The following is a 21,403-nucleotide window of genomic DNA, read 5'->3' on the forward strand; positions in this document are numbered from 1 at the left end:
ACCGCGACGCTCAGCAGAGCGGGACGTTCACCGCGAGCCCGCCCATCGCGGTCTCCTTGTACTTCGACGACATGTCCGCCCCGGTCTGCCGCATCGTCTCGACGACCTGGTCGAGCGAGACGTGGTGCACCCCGTCGCCGCGCAGGGCCATCCGTGCGGCGTTGACGGCCTTGTTCGCGGCGATCGCGTTCCGCTCGATGCACGGGATCTGCACGAGGCCGCCAATCGGGTCGCAGGTCAGCCCGAGGTTGTGCTCCATCGCGATCTCGGCGGCGTTCTCGACCTGCTCCGGGGTGCCGCCGAGGACCTCGGCGAGCCCGGCCGCGGCCATCGAGGCGGCCGACCCGACCTCGCCCTGGCACCCGACCTCGGCTCCGGAGATCGACGCCCGTTCCTTGTAGATCGACCCGATCGCCCCGGCGGTGAGCAGGAACCGGACCACGGCGTCGTCCCGCTCCGCCGTGGAGGCCCCGGAGACCGTCGGCACGTACGTGAGCACGTAGTACAGCACCGCGGGGATGATGCCGGCGGCGCCGTTCGTCGGAGCGGTGACGACGCGGCCACCGGTGGCGTTCTCCTCGTTGACGGCCATGGCGACGAGGTTCACCCACTCCATCGCGAACAGCGGGTCGTGGTCGGGGTCCTCGCGGGTGAGCTGCTCGTACCAGGTGGCGGCTCGACGTCGGACGTCGAGCCCGCCGGGCAGGCAGCCACCGCGGAGCACGGAGCGCTCGACGCACGACTCCATCACACCGTGGATGCCGAGCAGCCCGGAGCGGACCTCGGGGACCGAGCGGGTGACGGCCTCGTTGGCGAGCGCGACGCCGCTGATCGGCAGGCCCGAGCGCGCACAGGCGGCGAGCAGCTCGGCACCGCTCGAGAACGGGTACGGCACGGTGTCGTCCACGGGGATGGCGGCCCCGGCGACAGCGGCCGACGCGCCGTCGGCATCCGTGCGGCCCCGGGGTTCGGCCTCCTCGTCCCGGGCGATGAACCCACCACCGATCGAGTAGTACGTCTCGTCGGCCAGGTCGGTGCCCGCGGCGTCACGGGCGCGCAGCCGCATGGCGTTGGGATGTCGGGGCAGCATCGTCAGGGGGTGCAGGACGATGTCGGCGAGGCGGAACGGCACGGTCGCACGACCGTCGAGCCGCAGGACACCGTCGCGCTCGAGGGTCTCGAGCGCGAGGACCATCGCATCGGGGTCGACGGTCTCCGGGTGCGACCCCATGAGCCCGGCGACGACGGCGCCGAGGGTGCCGTGACCCTGCCCGGTCGATGCGAGGGACCCGTACAGGTCGACCACGACGGACGCGACCGGGAGGTCACGGACGAGGGCGGCGAACTCGGCACCGGCCCGCATCGGCCCGACGGTGTGCGAGCTCGAGGGGCCGACACCGACGCTGAACAGATCGAAGACGGAGACCGGCACGCGGCCACACTAACCCGTCCGGACGGCGCGGTGCCCAGCGCCCGGCGCGGAAGGACTCAGCGCCGACGGCCACCCTCGGGCGGCATCACGAACCACAGCACGACGTAGGCGATCCACAGCGGTCCGGGGAAGAAGCTCAGGATGACCCAGACCACCCGGAGCAGCGTGCGGGACAGGTTGAAGCGGTCGGCGAGACCGGCGCAGACACCGGCGAGGAGACGACCGTTGCGGGGACGGGAGAGTGTGCTCATGGGGACGACGCTACGCAACCCCGCCGACCCCGCGCATCCGGGGCGCACCCCGAGTGTGGTGGGGGAAACCCCCGGGTCCGCCGGGCGGACGATCAGGGGATGAGGACGATCTTGCCGCGGGTGTGGCCCTGCTCGAGCTCAGCGAAGGCGTCCTGCACGCGGTCGAGCGGGTAGGTCGCGGCGACGGGCACCTCGATCGCGCCGTTCGCGACCTCGAGCGCGAGCGCCCCGAGGATCTCCGGGTCGGCGGTGTCCGCGCTGCCCGAGGTCTTCGCCCCGACCTCGGCGGCCTCGTCGAACGCGATGATCGTCTCGATGCGGTCGACCGGTACCCCGAGGGCGATGCCGAGCCGGACGTACTCGGCGCCGTGGGTGTCGATCACCGCGTCGACGCCGTTCGTCGCGAGTTCGGTGATGCGCTCCTGCAGCCCGTCGCCGTACGCGACCGGCCGCGCACGCTTGGACCGGAGCCACTCGTGGTTCGCCTCGGACGCGACGGCGATGACGTCGATGCCCTCGTTCGCGAGCAGCTGGGTGACGAAGCCGCCCACCCCACCGGCGGCGCCGGACACCACGACGGTCTCGCCGGGACGCGGATCCACGGCGCGGACGGCGGCGGCCGCGGTGGTCGCGACCACGTCGAGCCCGCCGGCGACGGTCCAGTCGAGCAAGCGAGGCTTCTGCACGACCTGGACGGCCGGCACGGAGACGTACTCGGCCTGGCTCGCACGGTCCCACGACCAGCCGATGACCTCTTCGCCCTCGTCGACGCCGTCGACCTCGGCGCCGACGGCCACGACGATGCCGGCGAAGTCGGTGCCCTGCCCGGACGGGAGGTCGCCGCCGAACGCGCCCTGGCGGATCGCCGACTCGCCGGGGTTGATGCCCGCCGCGCGCACGCGGACGAGCACCCGACCGGGCGACACCTCGGGGACGGGCACCTCGGCGACGTGCAGGACCGATCGGTCACCCCACTCGTCGAAGCGGACAGCGCGCATGGTCTCCGGGATCTCAGTCATCACCCCCGACGCTACCCCGGAGCGCCGCGACCGGTCCGTGTGGACCGCTCCATCGGCGGGGGAGTGGGAGACTGTGGACATGCCCATCCTGAACAAGGACATGCGGGTCTGCATGTCGCTGGCCGCCCGACCGAGCAACATCGGCACCCGGTTCCACAACTTCCTGTACGACGAGCTGGGGCTCAACTTCCTGTACAAGGCGTTCACCACGACCGACCTGCCGGGCGCCGTCGCCGGCATCCGCGCGCTCGGGATCCGCGGCTGCTCGGTGTCGATGCCCTTCAAGGAGGCGATCATCCCGCTCGTCGACCACATCGAGGACTCCGCCGCCGCCATCCAGTCGGTCAACACGGTCGTGAACGACGACGGTGTGCTCACCGCGTCGAACACCGACTACGAGGCGATCGCCGCGCTCCTCGGCTCCCACCGGGTCGACCCCACGTCGCGCGTGCTGCTGCGTGGTTCCGGCGGCATGGCCAAGGCCGTCACCGCGGCGTTCCGCGGTGCCGGCTTCGACCGGTTGACGGTCGTCGCCCGGAACGAGCAGACCGGCCCGGCGCTCGCGTCGCAGTACGGCTACGAGTGGGTCGCCGAGGAACGCGAGGCGGGGGAGACGGACCTGGTGGTCAACGTCACCCCGCTCGGCATGCGCGGCGATCAGCAGGACGCGCTCGCCTTCGCGCCGGAACGGATCGAGGCGGCACACACCGTCTTCGACGTGGTCGCGTTCCCGTCGGAGACCCCGCTCGTGCGCGCAGGCCGCGATGCCGGCAAGCACGTCATCACCGGCGCCGAGGTCATCGCCCTGCAGGCAGCGCGCCAGTTCGAGCGGTACACAGGCGTCGCCCTGACCGACGACCAGGTGGCGCGCGCCAGCGAGTTCTCGCGGGCTGAGTAGTCGACGCACCCACAGGACGGACGGGAGGCCCGTGGCGACGCCGCCACGGGCCTCCCGTCCGTCTGCTGGGACGTCTCAGGCGTTGGCCGCGCGCCCGACGGACACCCACTCGAGGCGGCGGAGCGTCTCGCGGTTGCGGATCCAGATGAGCGGCTGCATGAGGAAGTCGGGCACGTACGAGCCGGGACCGGCCACGGCGTTCTCCACGATCGTGACCTTGCAGCCGTGCCGGTGCGGCTCGACCGTGAGTTCGACGCGGGCTTCACCGATCGGCCAGCCCTGGGGCTGGATGACCATGCGGCGGGGCGGATCCCAGACGAGCGAGGTGGTGACGTCGTTGATCACGATCGGCCACGCGCCGAACGAGTGGTGCAGCCGGGCGCCGACCTGGGGCCACTCGGACTCCTCCTGGCGCATGCGCGAGGCCCCGACCACCCAGGTCGTGTAGAGCCAGCCGTCACCGAGCACGTCGAAGACGGCTTCGGGGCGGCAGTGCAGGATGCGGACGTTCTTCGCCATGTGGTTCAGCCTTCCGGGGTGAGGTCGACGTCCTCCGGCAACCCGAAGGTGTGCCGGAGTGCGCTCTTCGCGGCGTGCCACCCGGCCATGCCGTGCACACCGGGGCCGGGGGCGGACGACTCGGAGCACAGGTACATGCCACCGCCCATCCGCCACGGGTCACTGGACAGGACGGGCCGCTTGACGAGCTGCCAGAAGCTCGCGGCACCGGCGGCGATGTCGCCGCCGACGTAGTTCGGGTTGTACTCGCCCATCTGCACGGCCGTGCGCGAGCTCGACGACAGGATCGTGTCGCGGAACCCCGGCGCGAAGCGCTCGATCTGGCGGGTGACGGCCTCAGTGGGGTCGACGTCCGACCCGGCGGGGACGTGTGCGTAGGCCCAGAAGACGTGCTTGCCCTTCGGGGCCCGGGTCGGGTCGACCACCGTCGGCTCCGCGCCGAGCACGTACGGGCGCTCGGCGTGCTGCCCGTGCGCGACGGCGCGTTCGGCTGCCGCGATCTCCGCCCGGGTGCCGCCGATGTGCACCGTCCCGGCGCGGCGGAGGTCGTCGTTGGTCCACGGCACCGGGTCCGACAGCGCGAAGTCGACCTTCGCCGCCGCGTTGCCGAACCGGAAGCGGCGGAGTGCGCCGCGCTTCGGCGTCGGGATCTGCTTGCCAGCGATCCGGAGCATGCCCGGGACGCTCGTGTCGAACAGCACCGCCTTGGCCGGGGTCAGGTCGCCGAGCGACCGGACCTCCTGCCCCGTGACGATCCGACCGCCGTGCGCGACGAGGTCCGCGGCGAGCGCGTCGACGATCGCCTGGCTGCCGCCGATCGGCACCGGCCACCCGCGGGCGTGCGCGTACGAGCCGAGCGACAGGGCGGCCGCGGCGGTGGAGAGCGAGGGCAGGTGCTGGATCGAGTGTGCGGCGACGCCGGACACCATCGCGGGCGCGGCCTCACCACGGAAGCGCAGGTTCCAGGCGGCGGTGCCCTGCTCGAGCGCCCGAAGACCGAACCGCAGCACGGTGAGGGGGTGGCGCGGCACGTGCAGGAGCGCGTCGGTCGCGAAGTCGGCGACCTGGTCGGCGTTCCGGGACAGCGGGGCCATCAGGTGCTTGAAGGCCGGTCCGTCGACACCGAGTTCAGCGGCGGTGCGGTCGAGGTCCTGGTACGCGATGCCCGCGCGGCCGCCGTCGAGCGGGTGGCCGTACTGCACCTCGGGCAGGCGGAGCTCGATGCGCTCCTCCATGCGGAACAGCCGGAAGAACTCGGACTGCAGGGCCATCGGGTGCACGGCGGAGCAGACGTCGTGCAGGAAGCCGGGCAGGGTGAGCTCGGCCGTGCGGGCGCCGCCGCCGATCGTGTCGTTCCGTTCGACGACCTCGACCGACAGCCCGGCGCGCGCGAGCGTCACCGCTGCCGCGAGCCCGTTGGGTCCGGCACCGACGACCACCGCATCAACCATGCACCGAGCCTAGGGACTCGTGACTGCGTGTGGTGTCGGTCAGATCACCGAAGCGCCTGTCGACACCGCCATCCGCTTCCGAGCCAGGACGTCGTCGATACGGTGCGCACCGGTGATGAAGGCCGCTGCGTCGGGATCGATCGCTCCGGCGATCGCGACGATGTCGTCGCGGATGGCCGCCAACGGCGCGTTGTGGATGGGTTCGTGGTGAGCGAGCCGGTTCCGGAATCTCCGCACGGCATCGAGTCGCCGGTGCAGCTGCTTGCGTCGGACCGCCCCCAGGCCGGGGAACGCGTGCACGAGCCGGGGCTGCCAGAGCGTCGTCTCGTAGCTCCAGATCGGGTCTCGGGGGATGCCCGCATCGGTGAGGCCGACCCAGAAACCGAAGCTCGTCGCAGCGACCACCTGATCCGGTTCTGGATCGGAGAAGCCCCGTCGACGCAGGGTTCGAGTGGCGTCGTCGACCGCTCTGCGTTCGCGTTCCAGCAGGTGCACTGCGGGGTCGTTCCACCAGTCGTCCCGACGCCCCCGGCGGAGTTCGTCGTGGAGGGCATTCCGGACGAACACTTCGAGGCAACCGACGGGACCCCAGAACGCCGACGCGATCTCTGAGTTCCAGGCGTAGAGCCGGGCAGCGAGGTCGGTACGGCCGTCGTAGCGAGCGGCGTAACGGCCGAAACGCGCTGCGCTGAGCAGCCTCGGGAGTGCCTGCAGCGTGGCTGGATCGATCATCGCGCCCCTCGTCGCACCCCTCTGACACAGCAATCGCCCCAGGAGTCCGGCGAGCCGAATGGTCCTGGGGCGTTACTCGATGAGCGTATCGAAGACGAGTCGGTATATCAAGTACCGGTCAGGTGCGCGACGCGTCCGGATCGGCCGGGTCGGACTCGTCCTGGTCACCGTCCGCGTCGTCGGGCTCGTCGGAGCCGACCGGGGTCGAGCCGACCGGGTGCTCGGCGAGCAGCTCGGCGAAGTCCTCGTCGAGCATCTGCTGCAGCCGGTCGTCGCGACCGATCTCGTAGTCGTCCGCCGGGCGCTGCGCCCACCCCAGCCGACCCACGACGGTGGTGCCGATGTCGTCCCAGGCCCGGGCCCGGGCGGCGAGGACGATGCCGTCGACGAAGTGCTGGTCGTCGCGTCGTTTGTCGAGCATGGTAGCGAGCTGCTCGTACGTGGCCTCGCGCATCCGGAGCTTCAGATCGTCGCCCCGCCGGTAGTCGTGCTGGTGGCGGGAGCGGCCCTTCTGCTTGCTCGAGGTGGACCGGATCGCGCGCATGCGTTCGGCGTCACCCCGCTGTTCCTCGGCCATGCGGTGGAGTTCCTGCCGCGTGGCCTCGGCGATGAGCGCGTGGTCGAAGTACCCCTGGTCGCGCAGGGCGTTCGTGATGATGCGGTTGGCCACCGCGATCGTGACGGCGGCCTTCGCGATGAGGAAGCCCTCGTCGACCGCCCGCTTCAGTTCGACCTGGCTGATGGGTCGATCGCGCACGTCGTGGTTGCGTCGTCCGAACAGGGCCATGCTCCGACGATACCGGCGACCGGTGTCGGTCCGTCTGCACGAGGGCGGGCTGGCTCAGAGCAGCAGGCCGTAGACCGCCACGTCGACCCGCTCCGGTCCGAGCGGCAGGGCGCCGCGCAGGGTGCCCTCGTGCGCGAAGCCGAGCCGCTCGGCGAGCCCGCGACTCCGGACGTTGTCGACGGCCGTCCGGATCTCCATGCGTGCCACGCCGCGCGCCCCGGCGACCCCGATCAGGACGGTGGCGGCCCGCCGGGCGACACCCCGGCCCTCCTGTCCGGCGTCAACCCAGTAGCCGAGCGATGCCTGTCCCAGGTACGGGTCGAACGTCAGCGAGGCCACCCCGACGATCCGGTCGTGGGCGCGGATGACGCAGGGCAGCGCGCGGTCCATCGCGAACTGGCCGAGCAGCCGCTCCGTGTGCAGGGCGATGGCCTCGCGGGTCTGGGGATCCCAGGCCCAGGGCTCCGCGGCCCGCAGACGATCGGTGTTGGCGTGCACCAGTGCGAGTACCTGGTCGACCGTCGTCAGGTCGCGCAGCGTCAGCGCGTAGCCGTCACCGAGGTCGCGTCCGAACGTCGTCACCGCCCAGACACTAGGCACCCCTGCCTGTCACTCGTACCGGAGCGCCTCGATCGGGTTCTGCCGAGCGGCTCGTCGTGCCGGCAGGGTGCCCGCCAGGAACGCGATGAACATCACGACGAGGATGATCGTGGCGACGGACCCCGGCGCGAACTGCGACAAGGCGTAGTCGTCACCCTAGAGCGCCCCTCCACCCATCAAGGGAGGACTGCTCTGCGGTTTCTCATCCCGAACGTGTCTGCACTATTCAGGTGATGACCCGAGTGATTCGGCGACGCCATCCAAACGGGTGAACATTCCAACCGCATCCCAGGTCTCGACAAGCAGCGAATTCTCCCGATCGGTAGCGGCCACTGTGTTGAGAGCGTCCACCAGCAAAAGAGCCCCCTCGACGGCTGTGTTGGCCGCGTCCGTCAGAACCTGTGCGAGCTCCTCCGCGTCGAGGCACACCAGAGATTCGAGTTCACTGATCGAGATAACGCCGATGGGCAGATCCCGCGCCCCTAAACGATCCCAAACGAACCGGTTTTGGTTCAAATAAAACGGCTCAAGAGTCACGACAAGTCCCACGCGCCGCTTAGTGCGGTCGATGGCCTCCGACGCATCGCTGATACGGTCAATATGAGCGTTTGAACGATTGAGCTGCCTGATGCCCTTACCGATACTTCCCTCAACTGATTGCAGCCAATCGGCGCCGCCCGTCCTAAGTGATTCAATCGGTTGCCGGGCTTTGCACTCAATCAGAACTAGTAGGTCAGGAAGATCGAGGAACCAGTCGCAAGAGTCCAAGCGCTCCTTGCGCGGGCCGTAGGGGACCTCCGGTAGGACCGTTCGATCACCACTGATGAGTTCAAGCTGCCGCCCGGTGTAATGCTGGAAGACGTGTCCGAGGTCACGGGTGAAAGCTACCCCATATGCCTCGACCCCGAGATGGTAAATCGCCGGCGGTCGCGCTTTCGCGATCACTGCGTGAACTGCAGGGGTGATCGGCGTGGCCGCAACATCCGCGATGAAAGGCTTATCATCGAGCGGATTGAAGGCAAATTTCTTTTCATTGTCAGGCAGTGACGCCTGACTTGCTCTATTCGCCGCTTTGAAACCGCCCACTGTTGTGAGGAGTCGGTCTCTAAACGGTTTCCCAGGGCTTCGAGGGAAACGAGGTCTCCGATCGGCTTGAACTGGGGGCCATCGAGCCAGCTGGGGTCAAACTGGCCGTTGTTACTAATTGCGCCCACAGAAATGAGAAATATGGACTCGACATACTCATCGAGGGTGAGCCCGTCCGCGGCGTTCTCGAACCACCCTTGTGTCATTGCCTCGGGATTGAAGTTGTGCGGCGTCTCTGCTGCTGAGCCGAATAGGAGGATGGTCCGCACAAACTCTGCTAGATCTGAGCGTTGTGACGGGAATTGCTCGAAGAATATGCGCGCCAGGATCCGCGCTAGTCGTTCGGAGGGGTCAATTTTCGCGGGCGGTGCGTCAGTGATCTGGACGTTCATGTTCGCGAGCCGGAGCAAGGTTTCGCTGTCGGCACGCTTGGCCTGAAACCGTCCCCAAGCTAATGCTGTCCGCGCCACATCTGCCACGTTCCACGGAGTAAAGCCACGGCGCCGCAAATCCTCGGGTATTTCGTCGCTCGCGAGCAACGCGCTCGTTGCAGCGGCATGCACAAGCAAACTGTCACGATCTATCTTGCGCACAGCGGACTTGAATTTGTCCCACGTCGGCGGGGGTTTGTCCATTGAGTGTTGCTCCTATCGAATGATTCTTCAGCGTCGCTACGCGATCGCGGGATCTTCGGCAGGGAGCCGGACGTCGAACCACTCCGGGTCCTTGACGTGCACGAACGAGCGATCGTCCTTGGTATTCAGCCAGCCGTAGACAATGAAACGGGCACCGATGAGGTCTTCGACGTCGTCGAGCCGGTAGGTCGTGAGCAGGTCCGCCATCGCATCCGGGGGGACGCGCACAGTGAGGGTGCCCCAGCGTTCGGTGTTGAGCCAGTAGGAGCCACCGGCGGCGGCGGCCCAGCGGATCTCACCCCAGTACAGCCGCCTCCGAGGCAGTTCGACATGCTCGGTTGTGACGTCGAGCGTGCGCACGCAAGCCCGTCGAACCAGCTGGGTGTAATCCTTGTCGCGTCCGGGCAAGAGGAGCTGTTTCGAGCTGGTGCGGTATTTCGGGTTGCGGATCAGCGAACGCAGGATCGCACGAAGCCCTTGAGTCGGGATGGCTTCGGTAGCAGTCTCACCAGGCGCGGTGCGACGGCTGCGCGTTCCCGGCTCAGCTGGGGGAGCGTCGGGATCATGCTCGAGGCGCGGACCCATTGCCGCGGCCCCTCCGCGCTGGGCCGGGCGGACCTTGACCACGTTCTCGGCTGGAGTTCTCGGTTCGGTCTCTTGGAGCGCCCGATACTCGGTGTCGCCCGCACCGCCCGATGCGTAGAGGCAATCACTCTTTGCATGACGAGCCCAGAACGTCGCCTTGCGCCCATCGATCGACTGGCGTCGGAACATCGCGTCCGCACCGCAGCCGAGGCAAGTCAGGCGCAGAGCGATCGCTTGGCGATCGGCGGCGTGCTCGAATTCTTGCGCGGTGATTGTGTCGTCGGTGATCCCGTTGCGCGCTTCGAACATTGATCCCCTGGTCCCTCCAACCCCCGGAACTGCCGGGGTCCCTAGCTCTGTCGGTCGTCTTCGCCCACAGGTCAGTGCTCAGTGCCCTACGTGCGGGGCGCTATTCGGGCTGACTATCGGGCCGGGTGTCCCACCGCTCGAGCATGAAGACCAGCCCGCGGGCTTGCGCGAGACTGATCCGCAAAGTGATGTCACGCTCGTGCACACCGTCGTGCCCAACCTGCAACACGGCCACCGGCGTACTCTTCATCGACTGGTGCAGCTGCACGCTGACGACCTCTGGCGGCATATCCTGACCCATCAGCAGGTTCATGGGGAGCACGTTCATGTCCTCGATCGCGTAGAGCTCACCCTCGCTCAACGCAGTCGCGTGGAAGCCACAGACCAGGTACGCGTCCCACAAATGCGTGGCCTGCTCCGAGCAGCGCTTCACGACGCACTCCGATTCCACCGACTCCCAAGGCATAGGGTGCATTGTGCCAGCACCCACCGACACCCCAGCTCCGGCACATCAGCGCCACAGGTCAGTAGCCACTGAACCCTGTAGATACTGACCCACGCATTATGAAGCAGCATCAGATGCCTCGATTCGTTCAGGATGGCTACGTGGGAGCTCAGTCGCCGACTCCCGGGCGAAGACTTCATCTCAGCAGGTCAGTACTTAGCCGGGATGATGATCGGATCCACCGGGTCGGCGCCGGCCCAGATCGTGTCGAACGTGCTCCGGTGCTCCGCGGTGGTGTCGTCGGAGAGCTCGACCGCGGTGGTCACCTTGGAGCCGCCGAGGGACGCGCCGAGCATGAGGCCGGCCCCCTCGCTCGGCAGCATGTATCGATCGTGGATCGCGGTCGTCAGCCGGACCTCCAAGCCTGGTCGGCTACCCGCAGCGAGTGCTAGGTGGTCGCGTCGTGAGGTCTCGTCCTTTTCGTTGCGGTCCCGCACGGGTCGGGGTCCGGTCAGGACGCGGGACACCGACGTGATGCGCGTGAGTACCTGCACGTCGTCTGCGCCAAGGTACGGGTCGACGACGAGCACGTCGGTGAGGTCGATGAGCTGTCCGAGGATGGCGGTGTAGAACACACGCTCTCGTGCCACGCCAATGACGGCCACCGGCGCACTGTCGGGCGTGCGGCGTGCGGCGGCCTCTGTCGCGGCGTCAATATTTGCGAGCGCCCGGTGTCCAGCATCCGTGGGTACATAGCCGCCGCGCTCGCTCGTCGCGAGGCCTAGCGCCACTAAATCGTCAGCGATGTGGTGAAGCCCGAAGACGCCGGACAGTCCGAGTCCACGAAAGGGACTGACTTGTGCCACGGCGGCAGCGGCCACATGACGGTCGGTCGCGAACTCGAGCAACACAAGGTGTCGAAGCCCGGCCTCGTGCTGCGCACTAAGAGAGATAGCCATCCCTCATCTTGTCGCGGTGGGGGGTGTTGTAGCTCCGTGTGTGGAGTATTTCCGTAGTCCAGTGACGTGTTCAGCAGTTCAGCAGTTCTGTGCTGATGCCGGAGCCCACACGACGGCGAATCCGTCGCAACCCGATTCCCCACCACCGCAGCACAAACAGCCACAGACACCCCGCGAGCCACAGCCCACACGACCGCCGAACACCCGTCCAAGGGCGGCACGTTCCCTGTTACGGCGACTTCGCCCTGGGGGGGGCGCGGTGGCGACGTGGACGGCCCGATCGCGGCCCTGAACGTGCAGTCACAGACCACGGTCAAGGTCGGCGAGCTCCAGTCCGTGACCGCGGTCGCCGATCGCAGGACGTACGGGCGGTGAGCAAGACGTGGGAATGGTCGCGGATAGCGCCTGTTGCAACGCTCCTTCCAAGGGGCGGACGCACCATGTCACGCGCGACGACGTGCGGTGTTTTCTCCGAGCCTCGGATGAGGTTCAGTTCGTGGTGCTCCGCGTAATCGGACGGCGATCACAGACGCTGACAAGTGAACTGCTCTCAACACTCTCGCTCATGGCCGCCCTCTACGGCCTGCTGATCACTGGCTTCCTGCACGGCGGCGACGGAGGACTCCTTTCCTGGGTCCCGTTGGGCGTCATCGCCGTGGGAGCGGTCATTGTCGTGACTCGTACCCTTGGCCTCCGAGTCGATCAGGCAATGGGCTCGCAGGGTAAGGGAAGGGATGTCGGAGGGGGCCGGTAGCGTGCCCAGGGACCGGGAGGGCCGTGATGCCGACCGAAAGCTATCCATACCCCGCCGCGGTGTCGCAGGTGAGTGAAGGCGATACCCCTGCCGCGCGCGACGCCCGCGCAATCGCGTGGTTGCGTGCGCAGAAGGGCGGCCCGGTTGTCGTCGTCACACCGCGGAAAGACGTTCGCGGTGTCGTCAAAGCGTTCGCGGCGTCGGCTGGAGTGACGCACCTGTCGTGGCGTGGTCTCTCGATAGGGTCGCTCACACGAAGCCGCGTCCTCCTCGCCTGGCCCGATCGGGACCTCCTCAATGGACTGTGGGGCATACAGCTGGACGCCCTCGCGGTCATTGAGCACGGTCAGCGGGACACCCACGACTGGATTGAGGATGCGCAACCGACGCGGCTGCTCGCCGATGGCCTACACCCGACTGCGCCGATCCTGGCCGACCCCCTGCAGGCTCTGCCGAACGGCATCGATGGGATCCTCGAGTACCTCGCGTCGCAGGCAGCGGGCTACTCGTCGGGGCTGAAGTGGAACGAGGAAGACAAGCTCAAGGCGGATCTCATGAACCGCAGGTCCCGATGGGACGGCGTCTCGCCTGATCAGGTCCGCGCAAAGTGCCGCGCGCTGGGCATGCGTCCGAACGACGTCGACACCATCGTTGTGCTTGTGCAGCGCCGTCTCGATGGCGGCAGGTTCAACGTCCGAAAGAGCTATCGGCAATTCCACTTTTTGCCGGACTACTTCTGACGGCTAATGCTGTCGTCGTCGATCTGGTATTCGCCCTTGTAGGTCGGTTCTACCAACGATTCGTCACCACGGCGCAGCAACGCTGAATCCGAATCATACGAATCCTTGTAAACGTTCCGGCGGCCCGTGGCGTACCCTTCTTCTCCCGCTGCGAAGTCGGTCAGCCGCAGAGGTGTTCCCGGGCCGTCCTACGCATTGACTTTTTGTAGAGGGTGACCCAATCCCCCTCGTCTAGTCTCCGCCGATCATCGAGGTAGTTGACCGTTTTTGAACCGTACACCGGGCGGTGTGGGGCTCCGAAGGTTCGACGGAGGCAGGAGTTCACGCCTCATCAGTAGGTACGGAGTTCGATAACGCGAACGCTGTGTCGGCGGGTGTGTGCAAGGTTGGTGGCATGGTGGATCGACACACGGAGTTCACAATGAAGGGCATCCTGGCGCACCGAGCGGTGCTCTGGCCGTTCGTGAGGCCGCTGTATGGGAAGCGGTTCGAGTTCTTCCATGACGGCGAGCATTTCGTAGGTGAGACGGATGTCGCAGTCGATGTGCTCGAGGCAGCGCTCCGGGCGGTGACCGCGGAGCCCTCGTCTGAGCCGCGGCGGCACGTCGCACAGGGGCTGTTGAACGTCGATGGCCCCAACGATGGGGCTGACTCGTTCGTCGCGGAGTGGCGGAAGCTCTCTGCGAGCCAGCGGGACGCGGTATTGGACGGGTTGCGGCCGATGGTTGCGAACGCTGCGCAGGCGTTGGCCGTCCGATTCGGCACACGCTCAGTTACGGGAAAGCCCTTTACCCACGCGTGGAGCGAGGTGCCGCTGTTCGCGATCGCTGGGACTCACGGTGTGTTGTCACCAGATGCAGAGCACTTGCGTGCGGATCTGCTGATCTACCGGTCGGATGGCGATGTTGAGGTAGTGGATCTCAAGTTCGGCAACGCTAAGCCGCCAGAGTGGGTCATCCAGCGCGATACGGAGCAGCTGCACCGCTACCTCGAAGCGGTTCGGGTAGGTATGGAGGGCACCGGTCGACGCGTGCGTGGCCGGCTGCTGTTCGTGGGGCAAGCGAAGGGCCGGCCCACACGTCACTGGTCGCCGTGGCAGGACATCGCGGTCTGACACGGATCGCATCTGTCGTGGTCCGGTGGCTGGGGCGGGTCGGGCTTGCGCAAGGTGAGGACCTTGATCTCCATCCGTGCGAACCCGCGCGCCCGGGCGACCCCGATCAGCACGGTGGTGGCCCGCCGGACGACACCACGGCCCTCCTGTCCGGCGTCCACCCAGTAGCCGAGCGATGAAGACCCGGTGGTCCGCGCGGACGGCGCAGGGCAGCGCGCGGTCCTTCGCGAACTGACCGAGCAGCCGCTCCGTGTGCAGGGCGATGGCCTCGCGTTCCGGCGCTAGGCACCCCTGCCTGTCACTCGTACCGGAGCGCCTCGATCGGGTTCTGCCGTGCGGCTCGTCGTGCCGGCAGGGTGCCCGCCAGGAACGCGATGAACATCACGACGAGGATGATCGTCGCGACCGATCCCGGCGCGAACTGCATGATCTGCAGCCCCGGCAGGTCCTTCAGCAGCGTGCCGGCCAGGACGTTCGAGATGCCCGTGCCGAGCAGGATCGCGGCCCCGGCCCCGATCGCGCTGCCGAGGAACCCGATGAACACCGCCTCGAGCGAGAACAGCGTGTAGACCTTGCCGCCGCCCATGCCCATCGCCTTCATCAGGCCGATCTCGCGGGTGCGCTCCTGCACGCTCATGAGCAGGGTGTTGATGATGCCGAAGCCGGCGGCGATGAGGGCGATCACCGCGAAGGCGTTCAGGACCCCCACGATGCCGCTGATGACCGTCTGGAACTGGCCGAGCTGGTCCTGGATGGTCTGGCCGAGGTACCCGTCGTCGGCCAGGGACTTCTTGACCGCGGTGACGGAGGCGTCGGAGTCGAGCGTCGCGGTGGCGCTTGCGTAGGACGTCGCGATCGAGTCGGGCTTGCCGATCTCCTGCGCGGCCTGCATCGCGTCGGTCAGTGCGGCGTTCGCACCGGCTCCGCTGCCGAACAGCGACTCGTTCTGCACCCCGACGACCGTGGCGGTGAGCGTGTGCGCCTTGCCCTGGTAGTCGTCGACGGCGAACGTGAGCTCCTTGCCCACGGCGGCGGAGGCGCTGCCGAGGCCCATGTTCTTCAGGTAGTCGGTCGGCAGCATCACCTGGTTGGTGTCGGTCTGGTCGTCGAGCTGCTTCCCGCTCGCCAGGTCGGCGTCGAGCTCCCCGGCGTTGGCCGTGAGCGAGACGACGTACTTGCCCTGGTCGCCGTACTCGGCGTACTTCGGCGCGAGGGCGACCGCGGGGCGGAGGCTCGTGATGCCGTCGGTCTTCTCGATGGCGTCGATGTCCGACTGCGACAGGTACGCGAACGACGCCGGCCCGCGGTCGACGCTCTGACCGGACGCCTCGGGGTCGTACTTGGCCGGGCCGCTGTCGGTCGAGGTGCTGTCCACGGCCTTCGTGACGACGAGGGTGCCGTCGTCACCGATCGAGGAGACCTGGCTGTCGATGTAGTTGCTGACGCCCGTGCCGATGGCCGAGGTGAGCGTGATCGTGAACGCGCCGATGAAGATCGCGATGACGGTCAGGGTCGTGCGCAGCTTCGAGCGGAAGGTGTTGGCGACCGCGGTGCGCAGGAGGTCGAGGACGTTCATGCGGAGTGCCTTCCGTGGGTGGCCGACGCGTCGACCGCGTCGTCCGAGCCGCCGACGATCAGGCCGTCGCGGACGTTCACGCTGCGGTCGCAACGTGCGGCGAGCTCTTCGTCGTGCGTGACCACGACGAGCGTGATCCCCCGCTCGCGCTGCAGCCCGAACAGCATGTCCTCGACCACCTGCCCGGTGTTCGTGTCGAGGTTGCCGGTCGGCTCGTCGGCGAAGATGACGCTCGGCTCGCCGACCAGCGCACGGGCGATGACCACGCGCTGCTTCTGCCCACCGGACAGGTCGTTCGCGTCGTTCTTCGCCTTGTCGGCCAGGCCGAGGGCGTCGAGCGCCGCCATGCCCCGGCGCTTCCGCTCGGCGCCGGAGACACCGGCGATCTTGAGCGGGAGCACGACGTTGTCGAGCACCGAGGTCTTCGGCGTCAGGAAGAACTGCTGGAACACGAACCCGAAGGTGCTGTTGCGGGTGCGGTTCACCTGTCGCGCGCCCAGCGTCGCCGCGTCGGTGCCGTCGAGCAGCACCTGCCCGGCCGACGGCTTGTCCAGCAGCGCCAGCAGGTGCATGAGCGTCGACTTGCCGGAGCCGGACTTGCCGACGATGGCCAGGCTCTCGCCCTGGTGCACCGCCAGCGACACCCCCTTGAGGGCGTCGAACCGCGTCGCGCCGCGGCCGTAGGTCCTGGCGAGGTCACGGGCCTCGAGCACGGGAGTGGTCATGGGTTCACCGTAGTGTCCGGTGCACGACTGCAAGTTTGCGTTTGCCGTAGATCATGTGACGTTCCGGTTACAGTCGGGCCATGCCCGACTCCGCGACGCCGTCCGAACTCGGTCTCCGTGACCGCAAGCGCATCGAGACCCGCAACCGCATCGCCGACGCGGCTCGGTCCCTGGCGCTCGAGCAGGGCGTCGACGGCACCACGATCGAGCAGATCGCCGCCCGCGCCGACGTGTCCCCGCGGACGTTCTTCAACTACTTCGAGAGCAAGGAGGACGCGGTCCTCGGGCACACCGAGCTCGACCTCGATCCCGCCACCCTCGAGGCGCACCTGGCAGCCGTCGCGGGCGAACCGGCGGCGCAGGCCGTGGTCGACCTGGCGTTCCTGGTGTTCGGGTCGTCGTTCGGTGACGAGCACGAGCGACTCGAGCGCAAGGAGGTCATCGTGCGGTTCCCCCAGCTGATGCGGCGGCAGGTGGCGCGGATGACCACGGTCGCCGAGGCGATGACCGGCGCGGTGCGCACCATCCTCGAGCGCGACCCGGCCTGGGGCCCCGAGGCCGCGACCCCGCAGGCGGCGGAGATGCTGCTCGGCATGTGCATGACGGGGTTGCGGAGCTCGGCCCGGCACGAGGGGTCCGACCCGGAGCAGGTGCGGGCCGCGGTGGTCGCGTCGATCCGCGACACGGCAGCGCGCATCGCCGCGGCCTGAGACGCGACCACGAACGGACGGGAGGTGGGCCCCACCAGCCGGTACCGGCACACCGCGCCAGCGGGGTGACGGCCGTGCCTGGAGGTGGGCCCCACCAGCCGGTACCGGCACACCGCGCCAGCGGGGTGACGGCCGTGCCTGGAGGGACGGTGCCGGCTGGCACCGCGCCTCCCGTCCGTCGGTGGGTGCGTCGAGAACGGTCAGGGCTTCGTGATGAAGCCCTCCTTCACCATCCAGTCGAAGGCGACGTCGGCCGGCTCACGCCCCTCGACGTCGACCTGGCGGTTCAGCTCCTGCAGCACGGCGTCGGTGAGCTTCGGCGAGATCTGGTCGTAGATCCCCTCGAGCTGCGGGTACTCCTTGAGCGTCTCCGAGTCGATGACCGGAGCGACGTTGTACGCCGGGAAGAAGCCCTGGTCGTCGTCGAGCACCGTCAGCCCGAGCGACTTGATGCGGCCGTCGGTCGTGAAGACCTCGCCGAAGTTGCACTTGCCGCGATCGGTGGCCGTGTAGACCGTGCCGGTGTCGAGGATGCTGACGTTGCGGCTCGGCACCCCGTTCGCGCCCGATCCACCGAGCTCCAAGCCGTACTTCTTGAGCATCGGCTTGAAGCCGTCGGCACGCGAGTTGAACTCCGACTCGACACAGAACGTGCGCTGGTCGACCGGCAGCTTCGTGATGTCGGAGAGCGTCTTGACGTCCCCGAGCTCCTTGACCGCTTCGTCGCGGACCGCGAACGCGTAGGTGTTGTTCATCGGCGCCGGATTGAGCCAGGTCAGCCCGTTGCCGGCGTCCTCCTTCTTCACCGCCGTCCACTGCTCGGTCTTGTCCGGGATCCCCTCCGCGTGGCCCATGAAGGTCAGCCAGGCGGTGCCGGTGTACTCGTACGTGAAGTCGGCCGCGTGTGAGGTCATGAGCTCACGGACCGCGACGCTGCCGGGCACGTTCGTCTCGTCGGTGACGTCGAACCCGGCGGCCTTGGCGGCGAGCACGGCGATCTTGCCGAGCACGAGCTGCTCGGTGAAGTTCTTCGACGTCACGGTGATGTGTGCGTCGGCCGGCAGGTCGTCGATGCGCTGGATGGAGCCGGCACCGGCCTCCGGCACGAACGAGGTGGCGGGCTGCAGGCCGCAGCCGGTCAGGACGAGGGCGGTGGCACCGGCGACGAACGCGGCGGCTCCGACCCGGGTACGGGTGCGGCGGGTGCTGCGGGTGCGGCGGGTCATCGGAGTCCCTTCGGTCGTGCGACCGTCTCGACCACGCGGCCGAGCCAGTCGATGGAGAGGGCGAGCAGGGCCACCAGGAGCGCCCCGGCGATGAGCACCTTCGGCAGGAACAGCGTCACGCCCGTGGTGATGAGCAGGCCGAGGCCACCCGCACCGACGAAGGTGGCGAGGCTCGCCGTGCCGACGAGCAGCACCAGTGCGGTCCGGATGCCCGAGAGCATCACGGGCACCGCGAGCGGCAGTTCGACGCGCATCAGCACGCTGAAGGCGCTCATGCCCATGCCCCGACCGGCCTCGACCAGCCGCGCGTCGACGCTCTGCACGCCGATCATGGTGTTCCGGAGGACCGGCAGGATCGCGTAGAGCACGAGCGCGATGACGGCCGACGAGCTGTTCAGGCCGAGCCAGGCGGCGAGCAGCACGATGAGGCCGACGGCCGGGGCCGCCTGCCCGAAGTTCGCGACGGCGAGGACGTACGGGCTCGCCCGGCGCAGCGGCCCGCGGGTGAGGACGACACCGAGCGGGATGCCGATCAAGAGCACCAGGACCGTCGACTGGAGCGTCAGCACGAGGTGCTGGCCGGTCAGGGCGAGGATGTCCGCCGGGTTGAGCGTCGTGCGCTCCGTCGGGGTCAGGTCCGCCGTCGCGAGCCACACCGCGAAGCCGGCCAGGACGACCAGGATCGCGATCGGCTGGAACAGCAGGCCCTTCCACGAGGTGCTCGCACCGGTGGCGGGGCCGGCGACGGCGACTGCGCTCACAGGTCTTCTCCGGTGGGCATCGCCGACACCGGCGACGACGGCATGGTCTCGATCGGGTTCGTGTTCGTGCCGACCGGCGTGTAGGCCTGGTCACCGGCGGCGGTCGCGCGGGAGCGGGTGATCGCCTCCATCACGGTCTCGACGGTGATGACCCCGCGGAAGGCGTCACGACGACCGGTGACCAGTGCGGCGCCGGCGCTCGAGACGAGCATGGTGTCGAGCGCGTCGTTGAGGGTCGCGGCCTCGCCCACGACGGGCAGGCCGGGCTCGACACCGTCGGGGATGCGGTCGAGGCGCTCGAGCTGGCGGCGCGAGGGCCACCCGATCGGACGCTGGCGGTGGTCGACGACGACGGCGTGCTGGTGCCCGCCGGCCTCGTTCATCCGCTGCAGCACGGCCTTGACCTCTTCGCCCGGGGAGCAGGTCACAGCGGACTCGACCTCGACGTCGCGCACGCGGTTCAGCGTGAGCTGCTTCAGGCCGGCGCCGGAACCGATGAAGTTCTCGACGAACTCGTTCGCCGGCTCGGCCAGGATCCGCTCGGGGGTGTCGTACTGCACGATGTGTGCGCCCTCGGTGAAGATGACGATCCAGTCGCCGAGCTTCACGGCCTCGTCGAAGTCGTGCGTGACGATGACGATCGTCTTGTGCAGCTCCTCCTGGATGCGCAGGAGCTCGTCCTGCAGGCGCTGGCGGGTGATCGGGTCGACGGCGCCGAACGGCTCGTCCATGAGCAGAACGGGCGGGTCCGCCGCGAGCGCACGGGCCACGCCGACGCGCTGCTGCTGCCCACCGGAGAGTTCGCGGGGGAACCGGTCGCGGTAGGTGTCGGGGTCGAGCGAGACCAGGTCGAGCAGCTCGTCGACGCGCGCCGCGATCTTCTCCTTCGACCAGCCGAGCATCTTCGGCACGATCGCGATGTTCGCCGCGACGGTCATGTGCGGGAAGAGTCCGCCGGCCTGGATCACGTAGCCCATGCGGCGGCGGAGTTCGTCGCCGTCGATGCCGGTGACGTCGTCGTCGCCGACGACGATCCGGCCCTGGGTGGGCTCGATCAGGCGGTTGATCATCTTGAGGGTCGTCGTCTTGCCGCAACCGGACGGGCCGACGAGCATGACGATCTTGCCGGCCGGGATCTCGAGCGTGATGCCGTCGACGGCGGGCTTCGACTGCCCGGGGTACCGCTTCGTGACCTCGTCGAGCAGGATGCTGCGTCCGGTGACGTCCCCGTCGGGCGCGGTGGTGGTGGCGGAGTCAGTGCTGGACACGGATACCTCTCGAGATGGTCAGGCGGCCGAGGCCGAGGAGGAGCAGGTCGAGGACGAGGGCGAGCAGGACGACGCCGACCACCCCGACCACGACGGAGGACAGCGCGTTGGCGCCGCCGAGGCGGGAGAGCCCGGAGAAGATGAAGCCGCCGAGTCCCGGGCCGAGCGCGTAGGCGGCGATGGCGGCGATGCCCATCACCATCTGCGCGGACACACGGACGCCGCTGAGGATGATCGGCCACGCCATCGGCAGTTCGACCTGCAGCAGGGTGCGGAACCGCCCCATGCCGATGCCGCGCGCCGACTCGACGACGGCAGGCGGGATCTCGGCGAGGCCGACGACCGCGTTGCGCAGGATCGGCAGCGCGGCGAAGAAGACGACCGTCACGACCGACGGCAGGACGCCGAAGCCGAGCGGGACGATGAGCAGGCCGATGACCGCGAAGGACGGCAGGGTGAGGCCGATGGCGGACACCCCGTTCGCGACCGAGGTCAGGCGGGGGCTGCGGTAGACGAGTGTGGCGAGCACCACGGCGATGACCGTGGCGAGGACGACGCACTGGACGACCAGTGAGAAGTGCTGCCACGATGCGAACCAGATCTGGTTCCATCGCTCCACGACGTACTGGAACACGGGTGGGTGCTCCCCTTCCGGTCGGCTGAACTGCCCACAGATCGGGGCACGAGCTCGGCCAAAGCTATGCAACACCTGGACCGGTTGTACAACGCAACCCCGTCAGGACCGCGGTTTCCCTCGCAGTTGCGATGAAGACAACCCCTGGTCAGGGCCGGTTCACCCTGCCGAGCCTGGGAGAACGGTA

At 68.3% G+C, this 21,403-nt stretch carries 24 protein-coding genes; 4 read left to right on the forward strand and 20 right to left on the reverse strand.

The genetic code is table 11. The features are described 5' to 3' along the window. Window positions 1-10: 10 nt before the first annotated feature. The 3 genes from KK097_RS01210 to KK097_RS01220 all read right to left on the reverse strand — a co-directional run bounded on the left by KK097_RS01210 (window position 11) and on the right by KK097_RS01220 (window position 2,702). Window positions 11-1,432: an L-serine ammonia-lyase gene (locus KK097_RS01210; protein ID WP_214543419.1), complete on the reverse strand. Its 1,422-nt coding sequence runs from the start codon at window positions 1,430-1,432 to the stop codon at window positions 11-13. A 56-nt stretch (window positions 1,433-1,488) separates the two neighbouring features. Beyond that, window positions 1,489-1,683, reverse strand: coding sequence for a PspC domain-containing protein (locus KK097_RS01215; RefSeq protein WP_214530611.1), 195 nt, complete (start codon window positions 1,681-1,683; stop codon window positions 1,489-1,491). A 92-nt stretch (window positions 1,684-1,775) separates the two neighbouring features. After that, window positions 1,776-2,702: an NADP-dependent oxidoreductase gene (locus KK097_RS01220; protein ID WP_250896306.1), complete on the reverse strand. Its 927-nt coding sequence runs from the start codon at window positions 2,700-2,702 to the stop codon at window positions 1,776-1,778. Between the two features lie 79 nt (window positions 2,703-2,781). Between KK097_RS01220 and KK097_RS01225 the strand changes: the two genes are divergently transcribed. Next, window positions 2,782-3,600 (forward strand): shikimate 5-dehydrogenase, encoded by an 819-nt coding sequence (locus tag KK097_RS01225; protein ID WP_214543420.1) that lies wholly within the window; start codon window positions 2,782-2,784, stop codon window positions 3,598-3,600. 75 nt (window positions 3,601-3,675) lie between these two features. Here the strand turns inward: KK097_RS01225 and KK097_RS01230 are convergent, their stop codons facing one another. The 11 genes from KK097_RS01230 to KK097_RS01275 all read right to left on the reverse strand — a co-directional run bounded on the left by KK097_RS01230 (window position 3,676) and on the right by KK097_RS01275 (window position 11,657). Then, the gene (locus KK097_RS01230; RefSeq protein ID WP_214530613.1) at window positions 3,676-4,119 is read right to left on the reverse strand and encodes an SRPBCC family protein; all 444 of its coding nucleotides are present in this window, start codon (window positions 4,117-4,119) and stop codon (window positions 3,676-3,678) included. A 5-nt stretch (window positions 4,120-4,124) separates the two neighbouring features. Beyond that, window positions 4,125-5,570: a phytoene desaturase family protein gene (locus KK097_RS01235; protein ID WP_214543421.1), complete on the reverse strand. Its 1,446-nt coding sequence runs from the start codon at window positions 5,568-5,570 to the stop codon at window positions 4,125-4,127. Between the two features lie 39 nt (window positions 5,571-5,609). Further along, entirely contained in the window at window positions 5,610-6,302 is a 693-nt protein-coding gene (locus KK097_RS01240; RefSeq protein ID WP_214543422.1) for a hypothetical protein, read from the reverse strand. Between the two features lie 118 nt (window positions 6,303-6,420). Further along, the gene (locus KK097_RS01245; RefSeq protein ID WP_214543423.1) at window positions 6,421-7,089 is read right to left on the reverse strand and encodes a hypothetical protein; all 669 of its coding nucleotides are present in this window, start codon (window positions 7,087-7,089) and stop codon (window positions 6,421-6,423) included. A gap of 54 nt (window positions 7,090-7,143) precedes the next feature. Continuing rightward, window positions 7,144-7,671, reverse strand: a complete 528-nt coding sequence (locus KK097_RS01250; protein ID WP_214543424.1) for a GNAT family N-acetyltransferase — start codon at window positions 7,669-7,671, stop codon at window positions 7,144-7,146. 27 nt (window positions 7,672-7,698) lie between these two features. Further along, the gene (locus KK097_RS18280) at window positions 7,699-7,830 is read right to left on the reverse strand and encodes a hypothetical protein (RefSeq protein WP_284730993.1); all 132 of its coding nucleotides are present in this window, start codon (window positions 7,828-7,830) and stop codon (window positions 7,699-7,701) included. A gap of 81 nt (window positions 7,831-7,911) precedes the next feature. Continuing rightward, window positions 7,912-8,634, reverse strand: a complete 723-nt coding sequence (locus KK097_RS01255) for a hypothetical protein (protein WP_214543425.1) — start codon at window positions 8,632-8,634, stop codon at window positions 7,912-7,914. After that, on the reverse strand, window positions 8,631-9,410 hold the full coding sequence (locus KK097_RS01260) for a hypothetical protein (protein WP_214543426.1): 780 nt from the start codon (window positions 9,408-9,410) through the stop codon (window positions 8,631-8,633). The genes KK097_RS01255 and KK097_RS01260 overlap by 4 nt, the downstream gene beginning before the upstream one ends. Before the next feature lie 36 nt (window positions 9,411-9,446). Next, entirely contained in the window at window positions 9,447-10,304 is an 858-nt protein-coding gene (locus KK097_RS01265) for a hypothetical protein (protein WP_214530618.1), read from the reverse strand. A gap of 100 nt (window positions 10,305-10,404) precedes the next feature. Then, a complete protein-coding gene (locus tag KK097_RS01270; protein ID WP_214530619.1) occupies window positions 10,405-10,770 on the reverse strand; it encodes a hypothetical protein in 366 nt (121 codons plus the stop codon). 188 nt (window positions 10,771-10,958) lie between these two features. Beyond that, a complete protein-coding gene (locus KK097_RS01275; RefSeq protein WP_214530620.1) occupies window positions 10,959-11,657 on the reverse strand; it encodes a hypothetical protein in 699 nt (232 codons plus the stop codon). An 828-nt stretch (window positions 11,658-12,485) separates the two neighbouring features. Here KK097_RS01275 and KK097_RS01280 point away from each other — a divergent pair. Continuing rightward, a complete protein-coding gene (locus tag KK097_RS01280; RefSeq protein ID WP_214543427.1) occupies window positions 12,486-13,202 on the forward strand; it encodes a hypothetical protein in 717 nt (238 codons plus the stop codon). Between the two features lie 394 nt (window positions 13,203-13,596). Beyond that, the gene (locus KK097_RS01285) at window positions 13,597-14,316 is read left to right on the forward strand and encodes a PD-(D/E)XK nuclease family protein (protein WP_214530622.1); all 720 of its coding nucleotides are present in this window, start codon (window positions 13,597-13,599) and stop codon (window positions 14,314-14,316) included. Window positions 14,317-14,614: 298 nt separating this feature from the next. Here KK097_RS01285 and KK097_RS01290 read toward each other — a convergent pair whose 3' ends face one another. Together KK097_RS01290 and KK097_RS01295 are read right to left on the reverse strand one after the other, a co-directional pair. Next, window positions 14,615-15,892, reverse strand: coding sequence for an ABC transporter permease (locus KK097_RS01290; RefSeq protein WP_214543428.1), 1,278 nt, complete (start codon window positions 15,890-15,892; stop codon window positions 14,615-14,617). After that, window positions 15,889-16,617, reverse strand: coding sequence for an ABC transporter ATP-binding protein (locus KK097_RS01295; RefSeq protein ID WP_214543429.1), 729 nt, complete (start codon window positions 16,615-16,617; stop codon window positions 15,889-15,891). Before KK097_RS01295 ends, KK097_RS01290 begins: the two co-directional genes overlap by 4 nt. Window positions 16,618-16,697: 80 nt before the next feature. On the opposite strand from KK097_RS01295, the gene KK097_RS01300 reads away from it, so the two are divergent. Beyond that, on the forward strand, window positions 16,698-17,327 hold the full coding sequence (locus KK097_RS01300; RefSeq protein ID WP_214530625.1) for a TetR/AcrR family transcriptional regulator: 630 nt from the start codon (window positions 16,698-16,700) through the stop codon (window positions 17,325-17,327). A gap of 200 nt (window positions 17,328-17,527) precedes the next feature. On the opposite strand, the gene KK097_RS01305 is transcribed toward KK097_RS01300, so the two are convergent. From KK097_RS01305 to KK097_RS01320, 4 genes are read right to left on the reverse strand one after another with little or no spacing between them, the layout of a single operon-like run. Then, window positions 17,528-18,553, reverse strand: a complete 1,026-nt coding sequence (locus KK097_RS01305) for a glycine betaine ABC transporter substrate-binding protein (protein ID WP_214543430.1) — start codon at window positions 18,551-18,553, stop codon at window positions 17,528-17,530. Beyond that, entirely contained in the window at window positions 18,550-19,314 is a 765-nt protein-coding gene (locus tag KK097_RS01310) for an ABC transporter permease (protein ID WP_214543431.1), read from the reverse strand. The genes KK097_RS01305 and KK097_RS01310 overlap by 4 nt, the downstream gene beginning before the upstream one ends. Continuing rightward, the gene (locus KK097_RS01315) at window positions 19,311-20,582 is read right to left on the reverse strand and encodes an ABC transporter ATP-binding protein (protein ID WP_017887899.1); all 1,272 of its coding nucleotides are present in this window, start codon (window positions 20,580-20,582) and stop codon (window positions 19,311-19,313) included. Before KK097_RS01315 ends, KK097_RS01310 begins: the two co-directional genes overlap by 4 nt. Beyond that, entirely contained in the window at window positions 20,569-21,216 is a 648-nt protein-coding gene (locus KK097_RS01320) for an ABC transporter permease (RefSeq protein ID WP_214543432.1), read from the reverse strand. The genes KK097_RS01315 and KK097_RS01320 overlap by 14 nt, the downstream gene beginning before the upstream one ends. Window positions 21,217-21,403: the final 187 nt, after the last annotated feature.

The organism is Curtobacterium flaccumfaciens (assembly GCF_018598405.1).
GTDB lineage: Bacteria > Actinomycetota > Actinomycetes > Actinomycetales > Microbacteriaceae > Curtobacterium > Curtobacterium aurantiacum.

What these genes read in the sequence shown, in the direction of transcription:
- KK097_RS01215 (WP_214530611.1), bottom strand. Translation starts at nt 1,683, where the DNA reads ATGAGCACACTCTCCCGTCCCCGCAACGGTCGTCTCCTCGCCGGTGTC.
- KK097_RS01220 (WP_250896306.1), bottom strand. Translation starts at nt 2,702, where the DNA reads ATGACTGAGATCCCGGAGACCATGCGCGCTGTCCGCTTCGACGAGTGG.
- KK097_RS01225 (WP_214543420.1), top strand. Translation starts at nt 2,782, where the DNA reads ATGCCCATCCTGAACAAGGACATGCGGGTCTGCATGTCGCTGGCCGCC.
- KK097_RS01230 (WP_214530613.1), bottom strand. Translation starts at nt 4,119, where the DNA reads ATGGCGAAGAACGTCCGCATCCTGCACTGCCGCCCCGAAGCCGTCTTC.
- KK097_RS01235 (WP_214543421.1), bottom strand. Translation starts at nt 5,570, where the DNA reads ATGGTTGATGCGGTGGTCGTCGGTGCCGGACCCAACGGGCTCGCGGCA.
- KK097_RS01240 (WP_214543422.1), bottom strand. Translation starts at nt 6,302, where the DNA reads ATGATCGATCCAGCCACGCTGCAGGCACTCCCGAGGCTGCTCAGCGCA.
- KK097_RS01245 (WP_214543423.1), bottom strand. Translation starts at nt 7,089, where the DNA reads ATGGCCCTGTTCGGACGACGCAACCACGACGTGCGCGATCGACCCATC.
- KK097_RS01260 (WP_214543426.1), bottom strand. Translation starts at nt 9,410, where the DNA reads ATGGACAAACCCCCGCCGACGTGGGACAAATTCAAGTCCGCTGTGCGC.
- KK097_RS01265 (WP_214530618.1), bottom strand. Translation starts at nt 10,304, where the DNA reads ATGTTCGAAGCGCGCAACGGGATCACCGACGACACAATCACCGCGCAA.
- KK097_RS01270 (WP_214530619.1), bottom strand. Translation starts at nt 10,770, where the DNA reads ATGCCTTGGGAGTCGGTGGAATCGGAGTGCGTCGTGAAGCGCTGCTCG.
- KK097_RS01285 (WP_214530622.1), top strand. Translation starts at nt 13,597, where the DNA reads ATGGTGGATCGACACACGGAGTTCACAATGAAGGGCATCCTGGCGCAC.
- KK097_RS01290 (WP_214543428.1), bottom strand. Translation starts at nt 15,892, where the DNA reads ATGAACGTCCTCGACCTCCTGCGCACCGCGGTCGCCAACACCTTCCGC.
- KK097_RS01295 (WP_214543429.1), bottom strand. Translation starts at nt 16,617, where the DNA reads ATGACCACTCCCGTGCTCGAGGCCCGTGACCTCGCCAGGACCTACGGC.
- KK097_RS01300 (WP_214530625.1), top strand. Translation starts at nt 16,698, where the DNA reads ATGCCCGACTCCGCGACGCCGTCCGAACTCGGTCTCCGTGACCGCAAG.
- KK097_RS01305 (WP_214543430.1), bottom strand. Translation starts at nt 18,553, where the DNA reads ATGACCCGCCGCACCCGCAGCACCCGCCGCACCCGTACCCGGGTCGGA.